This is a genomic window from Croceivirga sp. JEA036 (assembly GCF_011882165.1).
Taxonomy (GTDB): Bacteria; Bacteroidota; Bacteroidia; order Flavobacteriales; family Flavobacteriaceae; genus Croceivirga.
Genome location: NZ_JAATON010000010.1, coordinates 1 through 22,001, shown reverse-complemented (window position 1 = coordinate 22,001; position 22,001 = coordinate 1). Strand labels below are relative to the sequence as shown.

Annotated in this window: 23 protein-coding genes; 14 read left to right on the top strand and 9 right to left on the bottom strand. The window is 36.9% G+C overall.

Annotated features, from left to right (window positions below; all coding sequences use genetic code 11):
- Window positions 1-30: 30 nt before the first annotated feature.
- Window positions 31-822 carry a DUF3050 domain-containing protein gene (locus tag HCO57_RS16325; RefSeq protein ID WP_167989913.1) on the bottom strand — a complete coding sequence of 264 codons (792 nt, stop codon included), beginning with the start codon at window positions 820-822 and terminating at the stop codon, window positions 31-33.
- Window positions 823-848: 26 nt separating this feature from the next.
- Entirely contained in the window at window positions 849-1,895 is a 1,047-nt protein-coding gene (gene hemH / locus HCO57_RS16320) for a ferrochelatase (RefSeq protein ID WP_167989912.1), read from the bottom strand.
- A gap of 135 nt (window positions 1,896-2,030) precedes the next feature.
- Here hemH and HCO57_RS16315 point away from each other — a divergent pair, with 135 nt between their 5' ends.
- Entirely contained in the window at window positions 2,031-3,107 is a 1,077-nt protein-coding gene (locus tag HCO57_RS16315) for a mechanosensitive ion channel family protein (RefSeq protein ID WP_167989911.1), read from the top strand.
- Window positions 3,097-3,933, top strand: a complete 837-nt coding sequence (locus tag HCO57_RS16310) for an N-acetylmuramoyl-L-alanine amidase-like domain-containing protein (protein ID WP_245167617.1) — start codon at window positions 3,097-3,099, stop codon at window positions 3,931-3,933. The genes HCO57_RS16315 and HCO57_RS16310 overlap by 11 nt, the downstream gene beginning before the upstream one ends.
- Here HCO57_RS16310 and HCO57_RS16305 read toward each other — a convergent pair.
- Entirely contained in the window at window positions 3,930-4,697 is a 768-nt protein-coding gene (locus HCO57_RS16305) for a ThuA domain-containing protein (RefSeq protein ID WP_167989909.1), read from the bottom strand. The genes HCO57_RS16310 and HCO57_RS16305 overlap by 4 nt on opposite strands.
- A 3-nt stretch (window positions 4,698-4,700) precedes the next feature.
- Complete coding sequence (locus HCO57_RS16300) at window positions 4,701-5,588, bottom strand: helix-turn-helix transcriptional regulator (RefSeq protein WP_136950185.1); 888 nt, start codon at window positions 5,586-5,588, stop codon at window positions 4,701-4,703.
- Between the two features lie 205 nt (window positions 5,589-5,793).
- Here HCO57_RS16300 and hemA point away from each other — a divergent pair, with 205 nt between their 5' ends.
- Genes hemA through hemB form a run of 7 tightly spaced genes read left to right on the top strand, consistent with a single transcriptional unit; the run spans window position 5,794 to window position 12,117 of the window.
- Window positions 5,794-7,050 carry a glutamyl-tRNA reductase gene (gene hemA, locus HCO57_RS16295; protein ID WP_136950186.1) on the top strand — a complete coding sequence of 419 codons (1,257 nt, stop codon included), beginning with the start codon at window positions 5,794-5,796 and terminating at the stop codon, window positions 7,048-7,050.
- Window positions 7,047-7,979 (top strand): hydroxymethylbilane synthase, encoded by a 933-nt coding sequence (gene hemC / locus HCO57_RS16290; RefSeq protein WP_167989908.1) that lies wholly within the window; start codon window positions 7,047-7,049, stop codon window positions 7,977-7,979. Before hemA ends, hemC begins: the two co-directional genes overlap by 4 nt.
- Complete coding sequence (locus tag HCO57_RS16285; RefSeq protein ID WP_167989907.1) at window positions 7,954-8,631, top strand: uroporphyrinogen-III synthase; 678 nt, start codon at window positions 7,954-7,956, stop codon at window positions 8,629-8,631. Before hemC ends, HCO57_RS16285 begins: the two co-directional genes overlap by 26 nt.
- Window positions 8,624-9,649 carry a uroporphyrinogen decarboxylase gene (gene hemE, locus HCO57_RS16280; protein ID WP_167989906.1) on the top strand — a complete coding sequence of 342 codons (1,026 nt, stop codon included), beginning with the start codon at window positions 8,624-8,626 and terminating at the stop codon, window positions 9,647-9,649. Before HCO57_RS16285 ends, hemE begins: the two co-directional genes overlap by 8 nt.
- Window positions 9,650-9,688: 39 nt before the next feature.
- Window positions 9,689-10,177 carry a DUF6973 domain-containing protein gene (locus tag HCO57_RS16275; protein ID WP_209066187.1) on the top strand — a complete coding sequence of 163 codons (489 nt, stop codon included), beginning with the start codon at window positions 9,689-9,691 and terminating at the stop codon, window positions 10,175-10,177.
- Window positions 10,174-11,097 carry an oxygen-dependent coproporphyrinogen oxidase gene (hemF, locus tag HCO57_RS16270; protein WP_167989904.1) on the top strand — a complete coding sequence of 308 codons (924 nt, stop codon included), beginning with the start codon at window positions 10,174-10,176 and terminating at the stop codon, window positions 11,095-11,097. Before HCO57_RS16275 ends, hemF begins: the two co-directional genes overlap by 4 nt.
- 30 nt (window positions 11,098-11,127) lie before the next feature.
- A complete protein-coding gene (gene hemB, locus HCO57_RS16265; protein WP_167989903.1) occupies window positions 11,128-12,117 on the top strand; it encodes a porphobilinogen synthase in 990 nt (329 codons plus the stop codon).
- Here the strand turns inward: hemB and HCO57_RS16260 are convergent, their stop codons facing one another.
- Together HCO57_RS16260 and HCO57_RS16255 are read right to left on the bottom strand one after the other, a co-directional pair.
- Window positions 12,118-12,345 carry a hypothetical protein gene (locus tag HCO57_RS16260; RefSeq protein WP_167989902.1) on the bottom strand — a complete coding sequence of 76 codons (228 nt, stop codon included), beginning with the start codon at window positions 12,343-12,345 and terminating at the stop codon, window positions 12,118-12,120.
- On the bottom strand, window positions 12,335-12,826 hold the full coding sequence (locus HCO57_RS16255) for a DinB family protein (protein WP_167989901.1): 492 nt from the start codon (window positions 12,824-12,826) through the stop codon (window positions 12,335-12,337). The genes HCO57_RS16260 and HCO57_RS16255 overlap by 11 nt, the downstream gene beginning before the upstream one ends.
- Window positions 12,827-12,989: 163 nt before the next feature.
- Between HCO57_RS16255 and HCO57_RS16250 the strand changes: the two genes are divergently transcribed.
- From HCO57_RS16250 to HCO57_RS16235, 4 genes are all read left to right on the top strand, one after another.
- Window positions 12,990-13,970 carry a helix-turn-helix transcriptional regulator gene (locus HCO57_RS16250; RefSeq protein WP_167989900.1) on the top strand — a complete coding sequence of 327 codons (981 nt, stop codon included), beginning with the start codon at window positions 12,990-12,992 and terminating at the stop codon, window positions 13,968-13,970.
- Between the two features lie 115 nt (window positions 13,971-14,085).
- Window positions 14,086-15,198, top strand: coding sequence for a CNNM domain-containing protein (locus HCO57_RS16245; protein ID WP_167989899.1), 1,113 nt, complete (start codon window positions 14,086-14,088; stop codon window positions 15,196-15,198).
- Window positions 15,198-15,665, top strand: a complete 468-nt coding sequence (locus HCO57_RS16240; protein WP_167989898.1) for a methylated-DNA--[protein]-cysteine S-methyltransferase — start codon at window positions 15,198-15,200, stop codon at window positions 15,663-15,665. Before HCO57_RS16245 ends, HCO57_RS16240 begins: the two co-directional genes overlap by 1 nt.
- Before the next feature lie 42 nt (window positions 15,666-15,707).
- Entirely contained in the window at window positions 15,708-16,421 is a 714-nt protein-coding gene (locus HCO57_RS16235) for a 3'-5' exonuclease (RefSeq protein ID WP_167989897.1), read from the top strand.
- Between the two features lie 134 nt (window positions 16,422-16,555).
- On the opposite strand, the gene HCO57_RS16230 is transcribed toward HCO57_RS16235, so the two are convergent.
- Both HCO57_RS16230 and HCO57_RS16225 read right to left on the bottom strand, forming a co-directional pair.
- Window positions 16,556-18,748 (bottom strand): S8 family serine peptidase, encoded by a 2,193-nt coding sequence (locus tag HCO57_RS16230; RefSeq protein ID WP_167989896.1) that lies wholly within the window; start codon window positions 18,746-18,748, stop codon window positions 16,556-16,558.
- Between the two features lie 151 nt (window positions 18,749-18,899).
- Window positions 18,900-19,841 (bottom strand): endonuclease/exonuclease/phosphatase family protein, encoded by a 942-nt coding sequence (locus tag HCO57_RS16225; protein ID WP_167989895.1) that lies wholly within the window; start codon window positions 19,839-19,841, stop codon window positions 18,900-18,902.
- Window positions 19,842-19,947: 106 nt separating this feature from the next.
- Between HCO57_RS16225 and hflX the strand changes: the two genes are divergently transcribed.
- Window positions 19,948-21,177, top strand: coding sequence for a GTPase HflX (hflX, locus tag HCO57_RS16220; protein ID WP_167989894.1), 1,230 nt, complete (start codon window positions 19,948-19,950; stop codon window positions 21,175-21,177).
- 221 nt (window positions 21,178-21,398) lie between these two features.
- Here the strand turns inward: hflX and HCO57_RS16215 are convergent.
- A partial coding sequence (locus tag HCO57_RS16215) for a DUF3078 domain-containing protein (protein ID WP_167989893.1) occupies window positions 21,399-22,001 on the bottom strand: 603 nt, incomplete at its 5' end.

The following is a 22,001-nucleotide window of genomic DNA, read 5'->3' as shown; positions in this document are numbered from 1 at the left end:
TTTTTTGCCAAAGATACGTCTTAAAACAGCCTAAGCCATTTGTAACTTTTCTTTGTTTTCTTTTAATTGAGCGGCTATACTTGACCATAAATTGATGCGCTGTTGTAAAGCCTCTTTAGATACTTGTAATACCTCTTGCCACTTATGTTCATCCTCTCCACAGAGTTCAGTAATCATCTTTAAAGCCAAAGGACCATGCTCATCACCATCTAATTCTATATGTTTATTTAAATAGTACTTCATCTTAGGAAAAACAAGCTCACCGTTACGCTCTGCACCTGCAATAATATTTAAGAACATATCTGGGATTACATCTTCCCTACCAAAGGTAAAAGCTGCAGCGATAGTATGCACTTTATCTTCTTTTATAACATTGAAAGAAAAGTTTAAAAATGATTTTTCCGCAGCATTTAAAGAAGATGAATTTATATAACCCTGGATAGTTTCTAAATCTTTTATTCCCAGTAAAAATTGAGTTATCTGCTTAGTATTAGCCCCTACCTCTTCCATAGCATCTAAATACATGCTAAAGTGACTTTTAGGAACACCCAACTCATTGACATCCGTTTCTTCTTCTAAAACAATTTCATTAATAAACCGAGCAGTGGTACTATTGTTCACGGGTAACCAAGGCACTTGAGTACAGGTTAGCTTACGCTGTAATGCTTTAAGGAGCGACATAAAATCCCATACGGCGTACACATGGCTCTCCATAAAGCATTGAATGTCCTTTACATCCTCTAGTAAACTGTACAACTCGTGGTTTTTTAACGCTTCGCGCTGTGGCAATAGTGCTGTCTCAATTTGTTCAATCCTCGTCATTGTATCTTATCGTCTTTAATAAAAGCTTATCTAATATGCATTTGTGGCAAAGCATCTGTTGCCTGCCAATCCTTAATCCATTGAGTCATTAGGTCTACCCAATCCTGTCTATCATTTAGACATGGAATATGAATGTAATCCGTACCGCCTGCTTCCATAAATTCTTCTTTGCCCTCCATCGCAATCTCTTCTAAGGTTTCCAGGCAATCACTTACAAAGGCAGGTGTAATAACCGCCAAACGTGTTTTCCCTTCTTTGGCTAACCTTTCAAACTCAAAATCGGTGTACGGCTTTAACCAAGGATCATTAGGCAATCTAGATTGAAAAGAAGAGCTTACTTTATCTCTTGGCAAATCCAACTCTCTAATCACCAATTCCGTAGTATCATAGCACTGATGGCGATAACAAGTCTGGTGTGCCACCGAATTAGTTTGGCAACAACTACCATCTATTTTACAATGAAACTTTGTGGGGTCAGACTTTCTAATATGTCTTTCTGGAATACCATGATACGAAAACAATACATGGTCATAGGCAAACTGGTCTAATTGCTCCTTTATGCTTGCCGCCAATACCTTTATGTAATCTGAATTACTATAAAAAGCAGGCAAAGTAGTGACCTTCATTTTAGGAAAATGTACCGATTGGTCTTCCAGTGCTTTTACCACAACTGTTTCATAGGAAGACATGGCATAATGTGGGTATAATGGCACCAATAACACCTCTTCTACTCCTTTATTGTGCAACTCTTGCAATCCTTCTTTAATACTACCGCTACCATAGCGCATACCTAAAGCCACAGGCATGTCTAATTGCGCTGCTACTTTACTCTTAAAGCGCTCAGAAATTACTATAAGAGGAGAGCCTTCTTCCCACCAAATTTTAGAATATGCTGCTGCGGATTTTTTAGGTCTTGTTTGCAAGATGATGCCCCGCACTATAATATTACGTAAGATTGGATTTACATCTATTACGCGTTCATCCATTAAAAACTCGTCCAAATACGGTTTTACATCTTTAGGGGTAGGACTATCTGGGGAACCCAGATTTACAAGAAGTACACCTTTTTTCATTGCTCTTTTTTTTCTGGTTACAAAAATACAACAAGCCAGCGTATTCGTTAAGATGGGGTTAAATTGTTTTTTTATAGGCCATAAACAAAATTTATATGACGATAAAATCCTATATTTTGCAGAGATACTAAAACTATGAATGCTTTTTTATCTTCCTTACAAAAAGAATCCCTATTGTTTTTTGTAGCCACCTTAGTGCTTTTAATGTGTGTTTACGCCCTACTTTCTTATATTTTAAGAAGGTTTGGCAAACATCCCAAGTATTTATTGCCAAAGGGTACCTTTAAAAGGTTATCCATACCCATTATATTAATCTTACTTTCTATTTTAGTAAGAACACGTTCTTTTAGAAATTTACTCAGCTTAGAGCAATACGATTATTGGTTTAAAAAAGGCAGTACACTCCTTTTTATTTTTGCGTTTACCTGGCTTGTTATAACCCTAATTAAAGTTAGCAAGCAGGTAATTTTAAGCAGATATGATGTTGGTTCTGCCAACAACCTAAAGGCTAGAAAGGTTTACACGCAATTTACCATACTGGAGCGCATTGCCATATTTGTCATTGTTTTATTTGCCATGGGTGGTGCTTTAATGACTTTTGACGAAATACGGGAGATTGGCGTAAGCGTTTTTGCATCTGCAGGTGTAGCAGGTATAATCATTGGGTTTTCTGCCCAGAAATTTATCGGTACTATTATTGCAGGCATACAAATAGCCATTGCACAACCTATAAAATTAGATGACGTAGTTATTGTTGAGGGCGAATGGGGCCGTATTGAAGAAATAACACTTACTTACGTGGTTGTAAAAATTTGGGATAAGCGCCGCTTAATTGTACCTACCCCCTATTTTATAGATAAACCGTTTCAAAATTGGACCAAAACATCTTCTGAGATTTTAGGTACCGTATTTCTTTATACCGATTACAACGTACCGTTTGACAAACTACGTGAGGAATTAACGCGAATTTTAGAAAATACAGATTTATGGGATAAAGAAGTTAACGTCTTACAAGTAACAGATACCAAGGCCAATTATGTAGAAATACGTGCTTTAATGAGCGCTAAAGATTCTCCCACGGCTTGGGATTTACGTGTTCATGTACGCGAGAAACTGATTACCTATTTACAACAAAATTACCCTGAAAGCATTGCTCGTAATCGTGTGCTTCTTTGGGATAAAACAACTAATGAAAACGAGAATGAAGTTTAGCTTTATCTTATCCCTACTATACTGCTTAACACTACAAAGTCAAAGGGTTTATCAACCAAAAGACAGCATCCTTCTTAGTCAGAAGATAGCAGCCTTGCCTGATTATAAAAGTTTAACTTTAGAAGAAACGATTTTAGCGATTGGCAAAACCTATCTAGAAACACCTTACGTGGAGCAAACTTTAGAGGTAGCTGCTGGTGAACCTTTAGTTATTAATCAGCAAGGCCTAGATTGCACCACTTTTGTAGAAAATGTATTGGCATTGGCACACACAGCACAGCAGGATACTATAAATTGGGAACAATTTGTATCTACCTTAGAAACCATTCGGTATAGAAATGGTATTCGTGATGGCTATGCCTCTAGATTACATTATTTTACAGAATGGATTAAAGACAACCAAAGAAAGGGTCTAGTTAAAGATATCACTAATGAACTAGGAGGTATTCCTCTTGAAAAATCCATCAATTTTATGGGTACTCATAGAGATTTATATCCACATTTAAAGGACATTGATGCCAATCACCAGAAAATTTTAGCGGCTGAATCTCAATTGGCAAAAGAAGAAATATGTTATTTGCCGCAAAATAAAATACGAAAAGCAGAAGCAAAATTACAAACAGGAGATATTGTAGCCCTTGCCACTAATATCAAGGGCTTAGACGTAACCCATACCGGTATTCTTGTAAAAAAACCGAATGGTAGAATTTATTTATTACACGCCTCTAGCAAACAAAAAAAAGTGGTACTAAGTACGGTACCACTGGTAGATTACCTTAAGAGTATAAAGAGCAATATAGGTATAATTGTTGCTCGTCCTGTTTAATTTTCTTCTTGCCGGTCCATACACCAAAGCAGCGCTTCTAACAAGTGTTTTCTAAAGTGTGGCTCGTCAAAGGTAGCATCAGTATGGCCACTTCCGGTATAAAAGGCACGGCCGCCATCAAACTCATGATACCAAGCTATTGGATGGTTGTCTCCGTTAGTTCCGCCTTCATAACTTGTTTCGTCTAACTTCATCAAAACATTAATATCCGGATTTATATTCTTATAGTTATACCATTCGTCCGTACGTTCCCAAACACTAGGCAAGTGTGCTGTACAGGCATGCATTTTATCAACTACATTTATTTTAGCTGTTCTAACGTTAGGGTTATTAGGATGACCCGCAAAGTAAGCACCTACCAACTTTCCATACCAAGGCCAATTATATTCTGTATCTGCAGCTGCATGTATGCCCATAAAACTACCGCCACCTTGTATATAGCGCTCAAAAGCCTTTTGTTCTTGGTCATTTAACACGTCCATAGTAGTATTTAAAAACACTACGCATTTATAGTTTTTTAGGTTTTCCAAGTTAAAATCTGCCGAAGTTTCTGTTTGCAAAACGATGAAACCATTTTCACGACCAATTTCTCTTAGGGTTTTTACTCCTTTTTCTATACTCTTATGCCTAAAACCAGCCGTTTTAGTAAAGGTTAATACCAACTCTGGAATCCTTGCCTCTTTAAATTTAGGATTGCTGTATTGCGCTGTAAGGTGTTGGCCCATAAAAACTACGGCCAACAATAGGGTAACTAACTTACTCATCTGTTATGTTTTAATGATGGAAGTTAAATATTTTTTAGGTGTAGTACCATATTTCTTTTTAAATGCAGCAATAAAATGACTAGCGGTACTGTAACCCACTTTTAGGCCCACCTCGTTGACATTGTATTTACCAGATTCTAGCATTTGCCGCGCTAAATCCATTTTGTGGTCTAATAGGTATCCGTAAACAGAATCGCCATAAATCTGTTTAAATCCTTCTTTAAGTTTTTTAAGACTTAAGTTAATTTCTTCAGACAGCGCCTGCAGTGTCGGCGGTTCCATCATACGTTCTATAATAATGTCTTTCGCCTTTTTAATTTTACGCACATTGTCTTCATCGGCTAAAAAGGGACATTGTTCCAAATCGGCATCCTCATTTCTGTTGAAATAAAGCGCTAACAACTCATACACTTTTCCCTTTACATACAATTTTTTAATAGAAGGATGCAGGTTATAGTGCATTAATTGACTTAGTACTACCGCCATTCCCGGAGTTAGCATCTCTTGGGCATAGTACTTTTTTTCACTATACGTTTCACTTAAAAAAGGGATTGCATTAGTATCCTGAGAAAAAAGGGAGTGGAATTTACGTATGGTCATCACCACAGAAAATACCCAACTATTGGGATTAAGTTTTAAGTGAATAGGTAAATCTTTCTGTGTATTGTATAATAATAATGAGTTTTCATCAGAAACATTTAAGTGGTAATTGCCTTGATTAAAAAAGAACTTACCACTTCCTTTTAAGCTAAAATGAAACTGAATAAAACTACTGCTCAATTCATGATACACTTCTTTTTCTGTTTCTGTATCATTCTGAATTTTAAGCACATAAAAGTCTGGCTCCACAAACACCTGTTCATAAGCACCAATTGCGTTATTTTCTTCCATAGGAGTGCGATTTTAACTGCAGCGTAAATTTATTTAGAACTGCTCTAAATAATTTATAAGTCGATAAAACACCAGTAAAAATGATGCTTAACAAAAATAACGATAAAAGGGAAAGACAGTTAAAATCTACCGACAAAAATGGTACGGATAGCGTTATTTTTTAGTTAATGCACCTTGTATCTTTGCCGCTCAGGTTTTTGAGTAAATGAAGAATTACCATCTTTCTAGGCATAGTTCTTTCTACGCTATTGGTCTAAGCTATAAAAAAGCAGATGCCGAAACTAGAGGAAAGTTTAGTCTAGATGTTCCAAAAATAGACAGTATTACCCGTGACGCCAAGGCGCAAGGCGTAGACGGTCTATTGGTAATCTCTACCTGTAACCGTACGGAAATGTATGGATTTGCCCAGCACCCTTTTCAATTAATTAAAATTCTCTGTGAACATACTAAAGGTAACGTAGAAGAATTTCAAGAGGTGGCTTATGTGCATAAAAACCAAGATGCAATCAGTCATTTATTTAGGGTAGGCACCGGTTTAGACAGTCAGATTTTGGGAGATTTTGAGATAATCTCGCAAATAAAGCAAAGTTTTTATCGCGCTAAGAAACATCAAATGGCCAATCCATTTTTGGAACGTCTTTGCAATTCTGTTATACAAGCAAGTAAACGGATAAAAAATGAAACAGAGATTTCTTCTGGAGCTACATCTGTATCCTTTGCCTCTGTAAAATATATCCTAGAACACATCCCAGCTATTGAAGAAAAAAACATTTTGCTTTTTGGCACAGGTAAAATTGGAAGAAACACCTGCGAAAATTTAATTAAACATACCGGTAATAGCCACATAACCCTAATTAATAGAACTAAGGAAAAAGCTGAAAAAATTGGAGGTAAATTTCATTTAACGGTAAAAGATTTTGGCGATTTACAGACTGAAATAAGAAAAACAGATGTTCTTGTAGTAGCTACAGGGGCGCAATTACCTACCGTTTCTAAAGCCCTTATCCACAACAAAAAACCACTATGGATTTTAGACTTATCCATCCCAAAAAATGTGGCAGATGATGTGGAAGAATTGGAACACGTAACCTTAGTACATTTAGACCAATTATCTAAAATTACTGACGAAACCTTAGCTATGCGTAAACAGTACATTCCTAAGGCAGAAGCTATAATCAAGGATATACAGCAAGAGTTTTCGGCCTGGTTAGAAACTAGAAAGTTTGCCCCAGTCATTAAGGCCTTAAAGAATAAGCTAAAAACCATCAAAGAAGAAGAGCTTAATTTTCAATCTAAAAAACAGCAAAACTTTGATGAAAAACAGGCAGATATGGTGTCAGAACGTATCATTCAGAAAATCACCAAACAGTTTGCTAATCATCTAAAAAATGACGCCGTGGATACCGAAGAGAGCCTACAACTGATCCAACAGGTGTTTCAATTGGAAATTGAAAAAAAATGAAAAAGCCCATCCGTATTGGAACCAGGGATAGCGAACTTGCCCTCTGGCAAGCAGAAACCGTACAACAAAAGCTAGAAGCTTTAGGCTATGATTGCATTTTGCACCCTGTAAAATCTACAGGTGATATTATTCTAGACAAACCTTTATACGAGCTTGGTATCACTGGTATTTTTACCAAAACCTTAGACGTTGCTTTAATCAATGGTGATATTGATATTGCCGTACACTCTATGAAAGACGTGCCAACTGCTCTGCCAAAAGGCATGATACAAACCGCCGTTTTAGAGCGTGAAGTTACTAACGATGTCCTAATCCACAAAGGCACCCATTTTTTAAAGGATGAAGACGGTAAAGCCACAATCGCTACTGGTAGTTTAAGAAGACGCGCACAGTGGTTGCACAAATATCCAAACCATGCTGTTACAGATTTAAGAGGCAATGTAAATACACGCTTGGTAAAACTGATTGAGAACAATTGGCAGGGAGCTATTTTTGCACAAGCAGGTCTAAAACGCATTAAATTGTTGCCTAAAGATGCGGTAGAGTTAGATTGGATGATTCCTGCGCCTGCTCAAGGAGCTATGGTCATTGTTGCCCTAGAGGCTAACACAGATGCTGTTAATGCTTCTAAAATGTTAAACCATGCAGAAAGTGAATTGGCTACCACTATAGAGCGGGAGTTTCTAAGAAGATTAGAAGGTGGCTGTACCGCTCCCATTGGAGCTTTAGCAACCGTAATAGACCAAGAGGTACAATTTAAAGGATGCTTACACGCACTAGATGGGACAGAAGTATTACAGGTAGAAAAAACACTTCCATTATCAGAAGCGAAGGGAATGGGAATCCATTGCGCTGATGAAATTTTAGCCAAAGGTGGTAAGGAGTTGATGCAAAAGATAAAAGATGAGCAAAACAATCCTATCGACTAAAATTTTAAAACCACACCAACAAGAACTTATTCTAAATTCAGGTTTGGGGTATGTTGCCTATGATGGCATTACTATAAATTTTATACCGATTGTTTTAGACTTTGATACAGACTTCTTTATCATCACTAGTAAAAACAGCGCTAAGGTTTTAGTAAATTACGTAAACACTCATTTAGAGAAAGAAAAAGGCCAAAACATTCCTGTATGCTGTGTTGGGGACAAAACAGCCGATTACTTAAAATCTCATGGATTCACTATAGCCGAACAGGCTAATTTTGGAACCGAATTAGCAGAACGTATACAGCAACATTATAAAGCCGCGTCTTTTACTTTCCTCTCTGGTAATTTAAGACATAATGCTATTCCAACAGCGTTAAAGGAAAATAATATTCAGTACAAAGAAGTTACTTGCTATATCACAAACCTTGCACCCAAAAAATTTGAGCGAAGTTTTGATGGCGTGCTATTTTTCAGTCCCTCTGGTGTTCAAAGTTTCACCAGAGCAAATACATTAAAGGAGACAGAAGCCTTTTGTATTGGTCGTACAACAGCTGCAGAAGCTAAGAAATATACCGAAAAGATTATTATTGCAACAAAGCCTACTATAGAAAACGTAATTGTACAGGCGATAAAAACATTAAACTATGCTTAAAAACGATTTGTTCCTTAGAGCTCTTAAAGGTGAAACGGTAGACAGACCACCTGTTTGGATGATGCGCCAAGCCGGGCGTTATTTGCCGGAGTTCATGGAATTAAAACACAAGTACGATTTTTTTACGAGATGTAAAACCCCAGAGTTAGCATCAGAAATTACCGTGCAACCCATTAGAAGGTATGGAATGGATGCTGCTATTTTGTTTAGTGATATTTTGGTAATTCCACAGGCTATGAATATAGATGTAGAGATGAAACCCAACTTTGGTCCGTACCTACCGAAACCAATTAGAACCGCTAAAGATTTAGAACATGTTGTGGTACCAGATATAGATGATAGTTTAGGTTATGTGCTAGAAGCGATTAAAATGACCAAAGAAAAACTGAATGACGAAGTACCTTTAATTGGTTTTGCAGGTTCTCCATGGACAATTTTGTGTTATTGCGTACAAGGGCAGGGTTCTAAAAGTTTTGACATGGCTAAAGGCCTATGTTTTTCTGACCCAAATACAGCACATAGCTTGTTACAGAAAATTACTGACACTACCATTGCCTATCTAAAAGAAAAGGTAAAAGCTGGGTGTAATGCAGTTCAAGTTTTTGATTCTTGGGGCGGTATGTTGTCTCCCACAGATTACCAAGAATTTTCTTGGCAATACATTCAACAAATTGTAGATGCCTTGAAAGATTTAGCACCTGTTATCGTATTTGGTAAAGGTTGTTGGTTTGCTTTGAATGATATGGCAAAATCTGGTGCTTCTGCCCTAGGTGTAGATTGGACCTGCTCTGCAAAAAACGCTCGGTATTTAACGGGTGGTAATATTACGTTACAAGGCAATTTTGATCCTTCTAGATTGTTATCACCACCTAAAGAAATTAAGAAGATGGTCACCCAAATGATTCGTGAATTTGGGAAAGATAAATACGTAGTAAATCTAGGTCATGGTATTCTACCTAACATACCTTTAGAAAATGCAGGAGCATTTATAGAGGCTGTAAAACAATATAAAGAATAATTTATACCATAAGTTATAATTTAAAATGAGGTTAAGACGATGCAACCGCTTAAAATTCTAAAACGAGTTTCGCTTTCCTCATTTTGGTTGTTAATAAAAATCGGGCTACGTTATCCTATGGCAATTTTACCTACGCTTAGCGCCACGAAAATTTGCATGCAGACCGCAGACCAATGGTACGGAAAAGCTCATCATCTAAACGGTAAGGCTAACGCGTTTAGACATGCTTATTGGAACTATTGTATTGCTAAAAACTGCTACAATAAATCGTATACGATAGAGCGCTCATTGCAGTACAGTAAAAGGATAACAGACTGGCATGAAAAAGCCTTTCCGAATAGAGATTTGCCGAGAGCCATGGATTTACATAACAACAAAATTGGACGTTTGTTATTTAAATCACATCCTAATTTAACTTTAGAACAAGCGGCAGAAAAGTGCAGAATTTTAGCAGAGCAATCTGTATTTATTAAAAGCGTTCCAGAGATAAAAAATATTAAAAACCAAATGGTACATATTGTAAAATGACACTAAAAGATAAATTTTACCACTACATACAAGGCTTACAAGATAACATCACTACCGCACTAGAAGCAGTTGATGGCAAGGCAAAATTTAAGCAAGATATTTGGGAAAGACCAGAAGGCGGCGGGGGTAGAACTCGTGTTATAGAAAACGGAGCTGTTTTTGAAAAAGGCGGGGTAAATATTTCTGCAGTTCATGGGGCATTACCAGAATCTATGCAAAACTATTTTGGGGTTAAAGATGCAGATTTTTTTGCCTGCGGGCTGAGTTTAGTATTACATCCAAAAAACCCTTTTGTACCGACCGTTCATGCCAACTGGCGTTATTTTGAAATGTACGACAAAGAAGGTAACATTGTTGACCAATGGTTTGGTGGCGGACAGGATTTAACACCATATTATTTGTTTGATGAAGATGCAGCACACTTCCATACTATCTGTAAAAAAGCATGTGATGCACATCATCCAGAATTTTACCAAAAATATAAAGAACGTTGCGACTCTTATTTTTGGAATACACACAGAAATGAAGCACGTGGTGTAGGAGGTTTGTTTTTTGATTATTGCAAAGCCAATGAAAATATGAAAATGAACGATTGGTATAATTTTGTATCTGAAGTTGGCAATAGTTTCTTAGATGCCTATATACCAATTGTTACAAAACGGTTGAATACCCCCTATAATAATGACCATAGAAATTGGCAAGAAATACGTAGAGGGCGTTATGTTGAGTTTAATTTGGTGCATGATAAAGGCACTCTTTTTGGCCTTAAAACCAATGGTAGAATAGAAAGTATTCTCATGAGTTTGCCTCCACACGTACAATGGGTATATGACCACGCCCCAGAAAAAGGAAGTGAAGAAGAACGCCTTATTAAAGTATTGCAACATCCAAGAGATTGGGTTAACGCATCTAGTACATAAATCTTATTAATTGTTTAAAAAGTACAAACTATGTTTCCACTTATAAGAAATAGAAGACTAAGACAAAACGAAGCTATACGCAGACTAGTTCGCGAAACGTATATTACACCGAACGATTTTCTTGTTCCCCTTTTTGTAGTGGAAGGTAAAAATGTAAAAGAGGAAATCACTTCTATGCCCAACTACTATCGCTTTAGCTTGGACCTTTTAGAAAAAGAAGTAAAAGATTTATGGCAAATGGGACTATGTGCCGTTTTATTGTTTGTTAAAGTACCCGATAATTTAAAAGACAATAAAGGAACAGAAGCTTTAAATCCTAAAGGTTTAATGCAACGTGCTATAAAGACCGTAAAAAATGCATGTCCAGATATGTTGGTTATGACAGATGTAGCATTGGACCCCTATTCTTGTTATGGACATGACGGTATTGTGGCAGAAGGCAAAATTCTGAATGATGAAACAACCGAGGTATTGGCAGAGATGAGCGTAAGTCATGCCCAAGCTGGTGCGGACATTGTTGCACCAAGTGATATGATGGATGGTCGCATTTTAACTTTAAGAGAGGCCTTAGAGGACGAAGGCTATACCGATACTGGTATTATGAGCTACTCCGCCAAATATGCGAGTGCTTTTTATGGACCTTTTAGAGATGCTTTAGACTCCGCACCCGTTGCTATTAAAGATGTTCCTAAAGACAAACAGACCTACCAAATGGACCCAGCTAATCGTAGAGAAGCCATTAAAGAAACCGAAATGGATATCGATGAGGGGGCAGACATTGTTATGGTAAAACCAGGTTTATGTTATTTGGACATTGTAAGAGATATTAAAGATGCAGTAGAAGTACCCGTAGCGGTATATCAAGTTTCAGGTGAATATGCCATGCTTAAAGCCGCTGCAGAAAAAGGATGGCTTAATCATGATGCTGTGATGTTAGAGCAGCTAACAGCAATTAAACGTGCCGGTGCAGATATTATAGCCAGTTATTTTGCTAAAGATGCGGTAAAGCTAATAAGCTGACTACCAGAGTACACTACAAAAGAAGCCCAATTCTTTAAGTGTATTTTCTATTGCATCCACATTCGCAAAAGTAGTTTCTACACGCAAAATATTATCGCAATCCTCAAGGTCAAAATTCCAACAACCTTGTGGCTTTATCAATCGATTTAAATAAGGCGCAACAAATCTAATGTTGCGCCTTTTGTGTACCGAAGTTTTGAATACCAAAACCTCCACTTTATCGCTCATAAAAATGGGGTGGTTCTATTCCTAAACTACGCAAGTAAACATAAGCTTGCGCTCTATGGTGAATCTCATTATCTATAAAGTAAAAAATAGCAGATTGCACTGTCCCTTCATAAGTACCAAAGCTTAAATATACCCTATTGTAATCCACGTTATCCATAGTGCTCCAATAGGCATTAATTTTAGCAGTTGTATCATCCCAAAAAGCCAACAATTTTTCTTTACTATTCTCATGATTCAGCTTTTCCTTTAATTCTACGGTTTTCTTTTCTACAATCTCTTGAATACCAGGAGCTGCAATACCTAAAAGCTCTTCTACCATTGCTGCAAAAGGTCTCATTCCGCCAATGCTGTAGCTAAATAATTCGTTTTCTGGAAAAGCCTCTATTACACGTCTAGTTAAGCCTCTATGTCCTTGCCAATGTGCCAATAACTGAGCAGGTGTCAATACCGTATTTGCGGTTGTTTTTGTTGTTGTTTCCATAAGTTTTCTGGTGTTTTAGATTTTCACAGGTCAAAACTAAAACCTCTTAGTGACAGCCCTTTGTCAGTAGTAAATACAAATTTTTATTTTCTAAATCTAGCTTGTAATATTTTGTAAAACACAGATTCTAGTATCTTTACAATACACCACCAATTTATAACCAATGGAACCCGTAAAACGTTTTGATCGTATTGTTGCCATATTAATACAACTACAATCCAAGCGGATTGTAAAAGCTCAAGAACTGGCAGAACGTTTTCAAGTTACACTACGCACCATATATAGAGATATAAGGTCTTTAGAAGAGGCTGGCGTACCCATTTTAAGTGAGGCAGGAGTTGGCTATAGCATTATGGATGGCTACCGATTGCCTCCCATTATGTTCACCAAAGAAGAGGCAGCCAGCTTTGTGGCTGCACAAAAATTAATGCAACAACTAACAGACAAATCTCTAGGCGCCCATTATGAATCTGCTTTATTCAAATTAAAATCTGTTTTAAGAGGCAAAGACAAAGACTGGGTAGAAGCCTTAGAAAACCAAATTAGCTATGCTCCTTCTCATGAATTATTCAATGCTAAGGTTCCAGATGCCCTAGAAATCATCTTAGAAGGTATTGCGACTCAAAACCAAGTACACCTAAGCTATACCTCTTTAAAAATAGAAGATGCTATAAATCGTATTATTGAACCCGTCGGAATATTTAACGAAAATAACTTTTGGTATATTTTAGCCTTTTGCCAATTAAGAAAAGACTATAGACAATTCCGCACAGATCGTATACAAAACATAAAAAGAACGGATATTCCCTTTTCCAAAACACATCCATCATTAGAAGAATTGAGAAAACAAGAAGAAGTTCCTTTAACTAAAGTTCGTATATGCGTAAGTCCAATAGTGGCTAAATTCTTAGGAAGTAAAAAGAACTATGGTTGGGTAAGTGAAGAAAAAACAACAGAAGGCATTGTAATGACATTTATGGTAGCAGACGTATATCATAATTTTGCACGGTGGTATTTGTCTATTGGGGATTATGCTCGCGTGCTAGAGCCTGAGCATCTTAAAAAACGACTTACAGCAATATTGTATGCACAACTAAAAGCATTACAACCCGAACATCGCTTAACAGAACCCCCACTGTATTAACCATAAAAGCAAGCGCACTTAAAAAGAAACGGTAGTTAATTAAATTTAGCGACCAAATACAAGATGTTTTTTATAACTTTCCGCTTACAGAAAATCATTAACAACATAGACTATAATGGGATTACTCATATTTTACGCCCTAATATCAATTTTCTTTTCCTTTTTATGCTCCATTTTAGAGGCGGTTTTGCTTAGTATAACGCCAACCTTTCTTAACGTTAAAAAACAAGAAGGTAAAGATTATGCCACTACGTTAGAAGAACATAAAAAAGATATAGACAAGCCACTTATTGCCATCTTAACACTCAATACTATCGCACATACCGTTGGCGCAATTTTGGTGGGTGGACAAGCGGAGGTTCTTTATGGTGCAGAAGGTGGTTATGGGGTTTTTATCATCTCTGCTGTTATGACCATCTTAATATTAGTAGCCTCAGAAATTATTCCTAAAACTATAGGAGCTACCTATTGGAAAGGTTTGGCCAATTTCACAGCAAAAACACTGACTATAATGGTGTTTATTATGAAGTGGACTGGTTTACTTTGGATTTTACAATTATTTACAAAGCTTATAGGAAAAAAAGGAGCACACGGTAGTGTGTTGAGTAGAGAAGACTTTACAGCTATGACAGATATTGCAGAAGAGGAGGGTGTATTTCAAGAATCTGAATCTAAGGTAATCCGTAATCTGCTCACTTTTGACGAGATACAAGCCAAAGATGTAATGACTCCTAGAACGGTAATGAAAATTGCCTCTGAGGATACTACCATTGAGGAATTTTACCATAAGAATAAACCCCTACAATTTTCTAGAATACCTGTGTATAAAGATCGTATGGACAATATTACAGGATTTTTCTTAAAAGATGAATTACTAGAAAGTATTGTAAATAAGGAAGGAGATAAAACCCTTGGTTCCTTAAAACGAGAAATATTAGTCACCAATAGAAATAAACCTATTCCACAATTGTTTGAAAAATTTGTGGAAAAGAATGAACACATATCCTTGGTAGTAGATGAGTACGGTTCTGTTAGTGGTTTAGTAACCATGGAAGACGTTATAGAAACACTATTAGGGCTAGAAATTATGGACGAAAGTGATAATGTAGAGAACCTACAATTACTTGCCCGCAAAAATTGGGAAAGTCGTGCAAAACGTTTAGGCATTATAGATGTACCGCTACAAGACCCAGAACCCAAAGAAGGTTCTGAACCAGAACCACAATAATGGAAACTGCCGTAATAAAAACTCCTATAGGTTACGCTGAGTTTAAGGGCGATGCACATGGTTTAATTTCCGTAAAAGTGTTAGATGAAGCCTTAGAAACCAAAATACCAGCCGCTTTACAAGAGGCGGCTCAGCAGATTGAAGCATATTTTAATGGGTCAAGAAACACTTTTGACCTTAAACTAAATCCGCAAGGTACTGCATTTCAAAAAAAAGTATGGCAAGCCTTGTTAAAGATTCCTTTTGGCACCACAACCAGTTATCTAGAACTATCCAAAACCTTAGGCGATGTTAAGGCTATACGCGCAGTGGCAGCTGCAAACGGCAAAAATCCACTATGGATTGTTATTCCTTGCCACCGCGTAATTGGGAGCAATGGTGAACTTACAGGTTATGCAGGAGGTTTGTCTCGTAAAAAATGGTTGTTAGACCATGAAAGTCCAGTTAAGCAAGGAAAACTGTTTTAAGGCAACATATTCTTAACCGTTAAATTTTGTACCTTGTAGTTTATGCTGAACAAACTACCCTTAGACCACATTCTATTTTTAGATATAGAAACTGTACCAGAGGAGGCAAAGTTTACCACCCTAAGTGAGGAAAAACAAGAACTATGGGCACACAAGACTGCTTACCAACGTAAAGAAGAAATTACTCCAGAAGAATTTTATGAACGCGCTGGCATTTGGGCTGAATTTGGTAAGATTGTATGTATTTCTGTGGGCTATTTTGTGCTTAAAGGAGAAGAACCAACGTTTAGAGTTACTAGTTTTCATGGTGATGAAGCCAAACTCCTAAAAGAATTTAAAAACCTTTTAAACGACCATTTTAACCAGGCTAGGCATGTGTTATGTGCGCATAATGGCAAGGAGTTCGATTTTCCTTATATCGCAAGGCGAATGCTAATTCATCAAATTTCCTTACCATACAAACTAGATTTATTTGGCAAAAAGCCATGGGAAGTACCCCATTTAGATACCATGGAGCTTTGGAAGTTTGGCGACTATAAACACTACACTTCTTTAAAACTCATGGCGAACGTTTTGGGAATACCATCCCCAAAAGAAGATATGGATGGCAGCATGGTACGTGGGGTGTTTTATGAAGAAAATGATATAGACCGAATTATTACCTATTGTGAGCTAGACGTAGTTACTACAGCACAAGTATTCTTAAAGCTTAGGTGCCAAGATGTGTTAAAAGAACATCAAATAAAAAGAATATAAAAAGCCCCATTTTCATAGGGCTTTTCAGGGGGATTACTTGTTAATCTAATTAGCTAAGGAGTACACATTAAAGTATTTAGGGGGACCTTAGACGCTAACCGATTAACTGCTACTACTATCGCAAGACATGGTTATTAACTTTTATAAAATTTTGTACTCTTGATTCCGCTATAGTCCATCACCGTAATAATGTACAAGCCAGATTCCAAATTAGACACATCTATATCACCTTTAGCTTTTCCGTTTTTTATAGTGCCACCAGCCATATTTATGATAGAAAACTGAGCATCTGTAGATACATCTGCATCTATTTGTAAATAGTTTACTGCAGGATTTGGAAAAACTTTTAAACTTAATTCAGCATTAGTTTGCACTGGGTTTGCTACAACGGAAGTTTCTTCGCCATTAAAAGTAAAATTGAACTCCTCTGAGTAGCCAGAGCTTAAATTAGCAGTACAAACGGATTGCACTTTTACCTGATAATTATTACCTACGGTTAAATCTTCTAACACAATTTCTCCATCCCAAGTGGTTACGGTTGTCCAAGTACTGGAGTTTTCATTTTTAAATTGAATTTCATATAAATTCTCTGCTGATAATGCATCCCAATTAATTGTTGCACTAGTAGCATCCGCTTTAAGTAAGCTAACGTTTTCTGGTGCTACTAACTGGCAGTCTGTTAATTTGATTCCAGAAACGATAACACTCACATCTTGAGAACCATTATACAACTCGCCCTTATGCGTAATTGTTATCGTGTAAACACCTTCTGCATCGTTTACTTGTATTTTTTCAAATGGGTCTACTTTATTATCGCCTTGGATAGCATCTGCACTTGCTTGTGCAGGATTTAATTTCCAAGGAAAGTAGGTATTGCTTCCTTTCGTTACACGGATATCCAAATCGTTAACCAAAGCAGCTTTCATATCATTTAATGTACCTCTATTTACCACGCCACTTTCTGGGTCTGTCCAAGAAATTGAAACTTCTAAAGGTTCCACACCGTTGGCGGTTACATCAAATTCTACCGTTTCACCATTAGTTAATTTAATCTCTCTTATTTCTGAACTAAAATCTTTGCTACGGATAACTTCTGCAGCTCTTTTTGTATTAATTAGACCCCAACCCATTTTATAATCTGGTCCCGGATTGGCAATGTCATCTGCCGTATGTAATGCCAACCCTTTAAGGGTAGCAGCTTTCATATAATTTCCTTCCAACTCTTCATGGTATTGTTGTAATAACAATAAGGAACCAGTAACACCTGGTGCAGCCATAGATGTACCCATAGCAGTTCTATAATTGGTATTGTTTGCAGAACCTGTAGTGTAGATAGATGTGCCATCACCAGAGATGTCCGGTTTTATTCTTCCATCGTCCGTAGGGCCAAAACTACTATACCCACTTACATTAGCTTTTTTAACATTACCATCTGCGTCTATTCGTGCATCTACACCAGCCACTACTAAGTTATTTTTTGCGGTAGTAAAACCTACAAGCAAATCAAAACCATCTTGAGTTCTACCAAAATTAGGAGTTGCATTATCAAAAGAGTTTTGGGCATTACCTGCTGCAGCCACCATTAAATAATAAGGTGCATTATACATTATCTTATCCCAGTCTTGAGCAATTTTAATGTATGCCCCAAAATACCAATCTGGAACTGCACTTGTAGTTATGCCGTAAGAATGGTTAGAAAGTAACAATCCTTCTGCAGCCGCCTCTGCAACCTCTACCTTATCTCTTGTCCAATTATGTGTTAACGCCTGTGCTCCGTAGGCAACACCTTTTGCTTTATTATTAACACCAGAAGAGATTAACGTACCTGTAACCATAGTTGCGTGGTTGTCTATTACATCACTATTATCTGCATTTAATACTCTACCACTATATTCAGTGTGGCTTTTTAATGCGATACCAGAATCCCAAACCCCAACTGTCATACCTTCTCCAGTAATACCCGCATTAAAAAAACCCTCTGCATATAAAGCATCAGCTCTAGACACTTTACTGGTTAAATCTGCATGTGTGGTATAAAAAAGTGGAGTACCATCCTCACCTATATCTGCTAAACCTACAACAGAACCATTCTCATCCGTAAAAGTTTTTCCATCTGCACCTTTCATCTTAAACATTGCCATTTTTTGTGCCGTTAAACTGTGCTCCTTAGTAAAAGAAGTAGCCAAGTTTTGTAACGCCTGTACATTGGTACTAGCCTTAATAGTAACAAGCTTTTCCGCAGTTTGCGCGCTACTGATAAAACAAATAAAAATGCCTAATGTAGCCATTGCTATTTTTACTGATGAGTATAACCCCTTGTAATCCATAGTAGTAGGTAAGTAAGATTTGGACTACAAACATATATCAAACTCATCTATACGTCGATAAAACGCACAATTATTTCGATGAAATACACGCTTATAATAGATAAGTTGTTGTGAAAAACAGCAAAAGTGTTATAAGAATTTTCTCTTATGCTTAGTTCTTTTTCAAAACCAGATAAACCGGAAAGTGATCGCTATATCCTCCTAAATAGCGTTTACCGCCAAACGTACGGAATGGGGTTCCTTTGTATTTACCTTTCCATTCTTTTAAAAAATGTGGCGCAAAAATCTTTGCCTTAGAAAAGCTATGGGTATTTGGTTCGTGATTTAAAAAAGAATGAGATACAATAATCTGGTCAAACAAACTCCATTTTCCTTTATAATTAGCACTCCCCAAATCTGGAGAAAGTGATTTTTCCATGGGATTAATGAACCAACCCGTTTTCATTAATGTTTTAATACTATCAGAATTAGGATCATCATTAAAATCGCCCATAACTAGTACATTGGGTTCGCCTTCCACCTGTCTAATTTGTTCTAATTTCTCTATAATAGTATGGGCAGCGGCAATGCGTTTATAGGCAGTTAGCTTAGCTCCGTCTCTACGAGAAGGCCAATGATTTACAAAAATATGTAGAGCTTCACCGTTCAACTTTCCGTGCACATAAAGAATATCCCGAGTAAAATCGCGCTCACCATTAAGGCTATTAATTAGAAGGGGAATGGTTTCGCTGCTTAAAACCTCAAAATTATCTTTTCTGTAGAATAATGCCGTGTCTATGCCTCTCTCATCAGGAGAATCATAGTGCACATATCCGTAATCCAAATTCTTTAAAGCGTCTTCTCCTAACAATCGTTCAACTACTCTTTTGTTTTCTATTTCTGCCACACCAACTAGTACTGGTGGCGCAAGACCGTCATCTTCCCCAATCTTAGAAATCGCCTTAGCTAATTTTCTAGTTTTGGCTAGGTAACGCTTATTCTTCCATTTTTTAAAGCCTTTTTTGGTAAAATCATCGTCTAATATATGTGGGTCGTCCACGGTATCAAACAAATTTTCAAGGTTGTAAAAAGCAATTACATGTTGGTTTTCCATAATTTTTTAGAATAGCGCTACAAAAACTTACATACGGATTAAGTAGAAGAGGCAAATTACAAAAACAGAACGGAAACATTATGTAGCTTTGCATTTTGCTTTATATATGATTGAAAAGAAGTCTATTGAATATGAAAAGGCTGTTTTGGTTGGTGTCATCAATCAATTACAAAATGCTGAAAAAGTAGAAGAATATCTAGACGAACTGGAATTCTTAACTTACACTGCTGGCGGAGAAGTTACCAAACGCTTTGTGCAAAAGATGGATATACCCAATCCTAAAACCTATATAGGTACAGGTAAGATGGAAGAGGTACATGCCTATGTTAAAGAAAACGATATAAGTTCTGTAATTTTTGATGATGAGCTTACCCCTGCTCAACAGAATAATATAGAAAAATTATTAAAGTGTAAGGTAATGGATAGAACCAGCCTTATCCTAGATATTTTTGCGCAACGTGCAAAGACCAGTTATGCCCGTACACAGGTAGAACTAGCACAATATGAATATCTTTTGCCTAGACTTACTGGTTTATGGACGCACTTAGAACGCCAACGTGGTGGAATTGGTATGCGTGGACCTGGTGAAACAGAGATTGAAACGGATAGACGTATTGTTAGAGACCGTATTGCTTTACTTAAAAAGAAGCTTTCAAAGATAGACCGCCAGATGGAAACGCAAAGAGGCAACCGTGGCGCTTTAGTCCGTGTAGCCCTGGTAGGCTACACCAACGTAGGTAAGTCTACCTTAATGAACGTAATTAGCAAAAGTGATGTATTTGCAGAGAATAAGCTGTTTGCCACTTTGGACACTACGGTTAGAAAGGTGGTTTTAGGAAACCTTCCTTTTTTATTAAGTGATACTGTTGGGTTCATCCGCAAACTGCCTACCCAATTGGTAGAAAGCTTTAAAAGTACTTTAGACGAAGTTAGAGAAGCAGACTTATTACTACACGTAGTAGATATCTCTCATCCCAACTTTGAAGAGCATATTGCATCTGTAAATCAAATTTTAGATGAAATTGACAGTACGGACAAGGAAACCATTATGGTTTTTAATAAAATAGACCTGTACGTACCCGAAGTAATTGAGGAAGATGATTTAGAGACTGAAAAAACATCTGCCCATTTTACCCTAGATGAATGGCAAAAGACATGGTTTAATAAAATTGGAGACAATGCTTTGTTCATCTCTGCTCTGAATAAAGAAAATTTAGACCAGTTTAGACACCGCGTTTATAGAGAAGTAAGGGACATACACGTAACACGTTTTCCTTACAATAACTTTCTATATCCAGAAAACCTTGATGAATACTCCCAAACTGAGGAAGAATAGTTTTTCTGTCAGAAAAATTTAATAAAACGCTAAACCACAAAAAAAATAAGGTTGGCATCAAAAAATTTTGGGCAACGGAACCCTGCACTACATTAGCAGTGTTATTAATAGCTAGCCCCAAGGTTATTACTAACACCAACAAAATAGTATGAACTAACCTATCCAATCAAAAAAAGCCCGAACAAATGTTCGGGCTTTTTTTATTTTATATCCTAGGCAGCTTAGAAAGAGTAACTAAGACCTACGGTGTAAAAAGTCTGTAATTCGTTATCAGCTTCACCTAAAGCTACACCTTGAAAATTAGCAGCTTCCTGTCTACTGTTACGAAGACCAAAATCAAAACCTACTCCAATACCTTTCCAAAGGGTGTAAGAGAAATTGTTAATCCAAGTCCAGTTACTTAAATCACTAGTTTCATAACTTAAGAAAGCAGACAAATTAGACTTAAAACCTATAGCTCCAATTTTACGTGTATAGTCAGCTACAATTTTAGCACCTAAAGAAGATTCAAATACAGAATCATTATCAGCAAAAACGAAGTTATAGTTCAATGGGTGTATTACTACAACCATATTCGTAATAGGAGTCCAAGTAGCACCAACCCCTAAATCTAAATAACCTGGGTCATTAAAATTATTCAACAATGTTGTTCTATACTCACCTAAAGCAGATATAGCAAATTTCTCACTTAATTTTCTACTGTATAAAGAAGTTACTTGAAATACATCTGTCAGAGCTTCAAAGTCTTCAGAATCTGTATCAATATCTTTGTTGTCTAACTTAACCCAACCAAGGTTAAGGTTTAAAGAGTTGTTCCAGAAAAA

What these genes read in the sequence shown, in the direction of transcription:
- HCO57_RS16225 (WP_167989895.1), bottom strand. Translation starts at nt 19,841, where the DNA reads ATGGAAAACCAACATGTAATTGCTTTTTACAACCTTGAAAATTTGTTT.
- HCO57_RS16245 (WP_167989899.1), top strand. Translation starts at nt 14,086, where the DNA reads ATGGGATTACTCATATTTTACGCCCTAATATCAATTTTCTTTTCCTTT.
- HCO57_RS16260 (WP_167989902.1), bottom strand. Translation starts at nt 12,345, where the DNA reads ATGAGCGATAAAGTGGAGGTTTTGGTATTCAAAACTTCGGTACACAAA.
- HCO57_RS16305 (WP_167989909.1), bottom strand. Translation starts at nt 4,697, where the DNA reads ATGAGTAAGTTAGTTACCCTATTGTTGGCCGTAGTTTTTATGGGCCAA.
- HCO57_RS16235 (WP_167989897.1), top strand. Translation starts at nt 15,708, where the DNA reads ATGCTGAACAAACTACCCTTAGACCACATTCTATTTTTAGATATAGAA.
- hemB (WP_167989903.1), top strand. Translation starts at nt 11,128, where the DNA reads ATGTTTCCACTTATAAGAAATAGAAGACTAAGACAAAACGAAGCTATA.
- HCO57_RS16325 (WP_167989913.1), bottom strand. Translation starts at nt 822, where the DNA reads ATGACGAGGATTGAACAAATTGAGACAGCACTATTGCCACAGCGCGAA.
- hemC (WP_167989908.1), top strand. Translation starts at nt 7,047, where the DNA reads ATGAAAAAGCCCATCCGTATTGGAACCAGGGATAGCGAACTTGCCCTC.
- HCO57_RS16250 (WP_167989900.1), top strand. Translation starts at nt 12,990, where the DNA reads ATGGAACCCGTAAAACGTTTTGATCGTATTGTTGCCATATTAATACAA.
- HCO57_RS16315 (WP_167989911.1), top strand. Translation starts at nt 2,031, where the DNA reads ATGAATGCTTTTTTATCTTCCTTACAAAAAGAATCCCTATTGTTTTTT.
- HCO57_RS16285 (WP_167989907.1), top strand. Translation starts at nt 7,954, where the DNA reads ATGAGCAAAACAATCCTATCGACTAAAATTTTAAAACCACACCAACAA.
- hemF (WP_167989904.1), top strand. Translation starts at nt 10,174, where the DNA reads ATGACACTAAAAGATAAATTTTACCACTACATACAAGGCTTACAAGAT.
- HCO57_RS16230 (WP_167989896.1), bottom strand. Translation starts at nt 18,748, where the DNA reads ATGGATTACAAGGGGTTATACTCATCAGTAAAAATAGCAATGGCTACA.
- hflX (WP_167989894.1), top strand. Translation starts at nt 19,948, where the DNA reads ATGATTGAAAAGAAGTCTATTGAATATGAAAAGGCTGTTTTGGTTGGT.
- HCO57_RS16240 (WP_167989898.1), top strand. Translation starts at nt 15,198, where the DNA reads ATGGAAACTGCCGTAATAAAAACTCCTATAGGTTACGCTGAGTTTAAG.
- HCO57_RS16255 (WP_167989901.1), bottom strand. Translation starts at nt 12,826, where the DNA reads ATGGAAACAACAACAAAAACAACCGCAAATACGGTATTGACACCTGCT.
- HCO57_RS16310 (WP_245167617.1), top strand. Translation starts at nt 3,097, where the DNA reads ATGAAGTTTAGCTTTATCTTATCCCTACTATACTGCTTAACACTACAA.
- hemA (WP_136950186.1), top strand. Translation starts at nt 5,794, where the DNA reads ATGAAGAATTACCATCTTTCTAGGCATAGTTCTTTCTACGCTATTGGT.
- HCO57_RS16275 (WP_209066187.1), top strand. Translation starts at nt 9,689, where the DNA reads ATGCAACCGCTTAAAATTCTAAAACGAGTTTCGCTTTCCTCATTTTGG.
- hemE (WP_167989906.1), top strand. Translation starts at nt 8,624, where the DNA reads ATGCTTAAAAACGATTTGTTCCTTAGAGCTCTTAAAGGTGAAACGGTA.
- HCO57_RS16300 (WP_136950185.1), bottom strand. Translation starts at nt 5,588, where the DNA reads ATGGAAGAAAATAACGCAATTGGTGCTTATGAACAGGTGTTTGTGGAG.
- hemH (WP_167989912.1), bottom strand. Translation starts at nt 1,895, where the DNA reads ATGAAAAAAGGTGTACTTCTTGTAAATCTGGGTTCCCCAGATAGTCCT.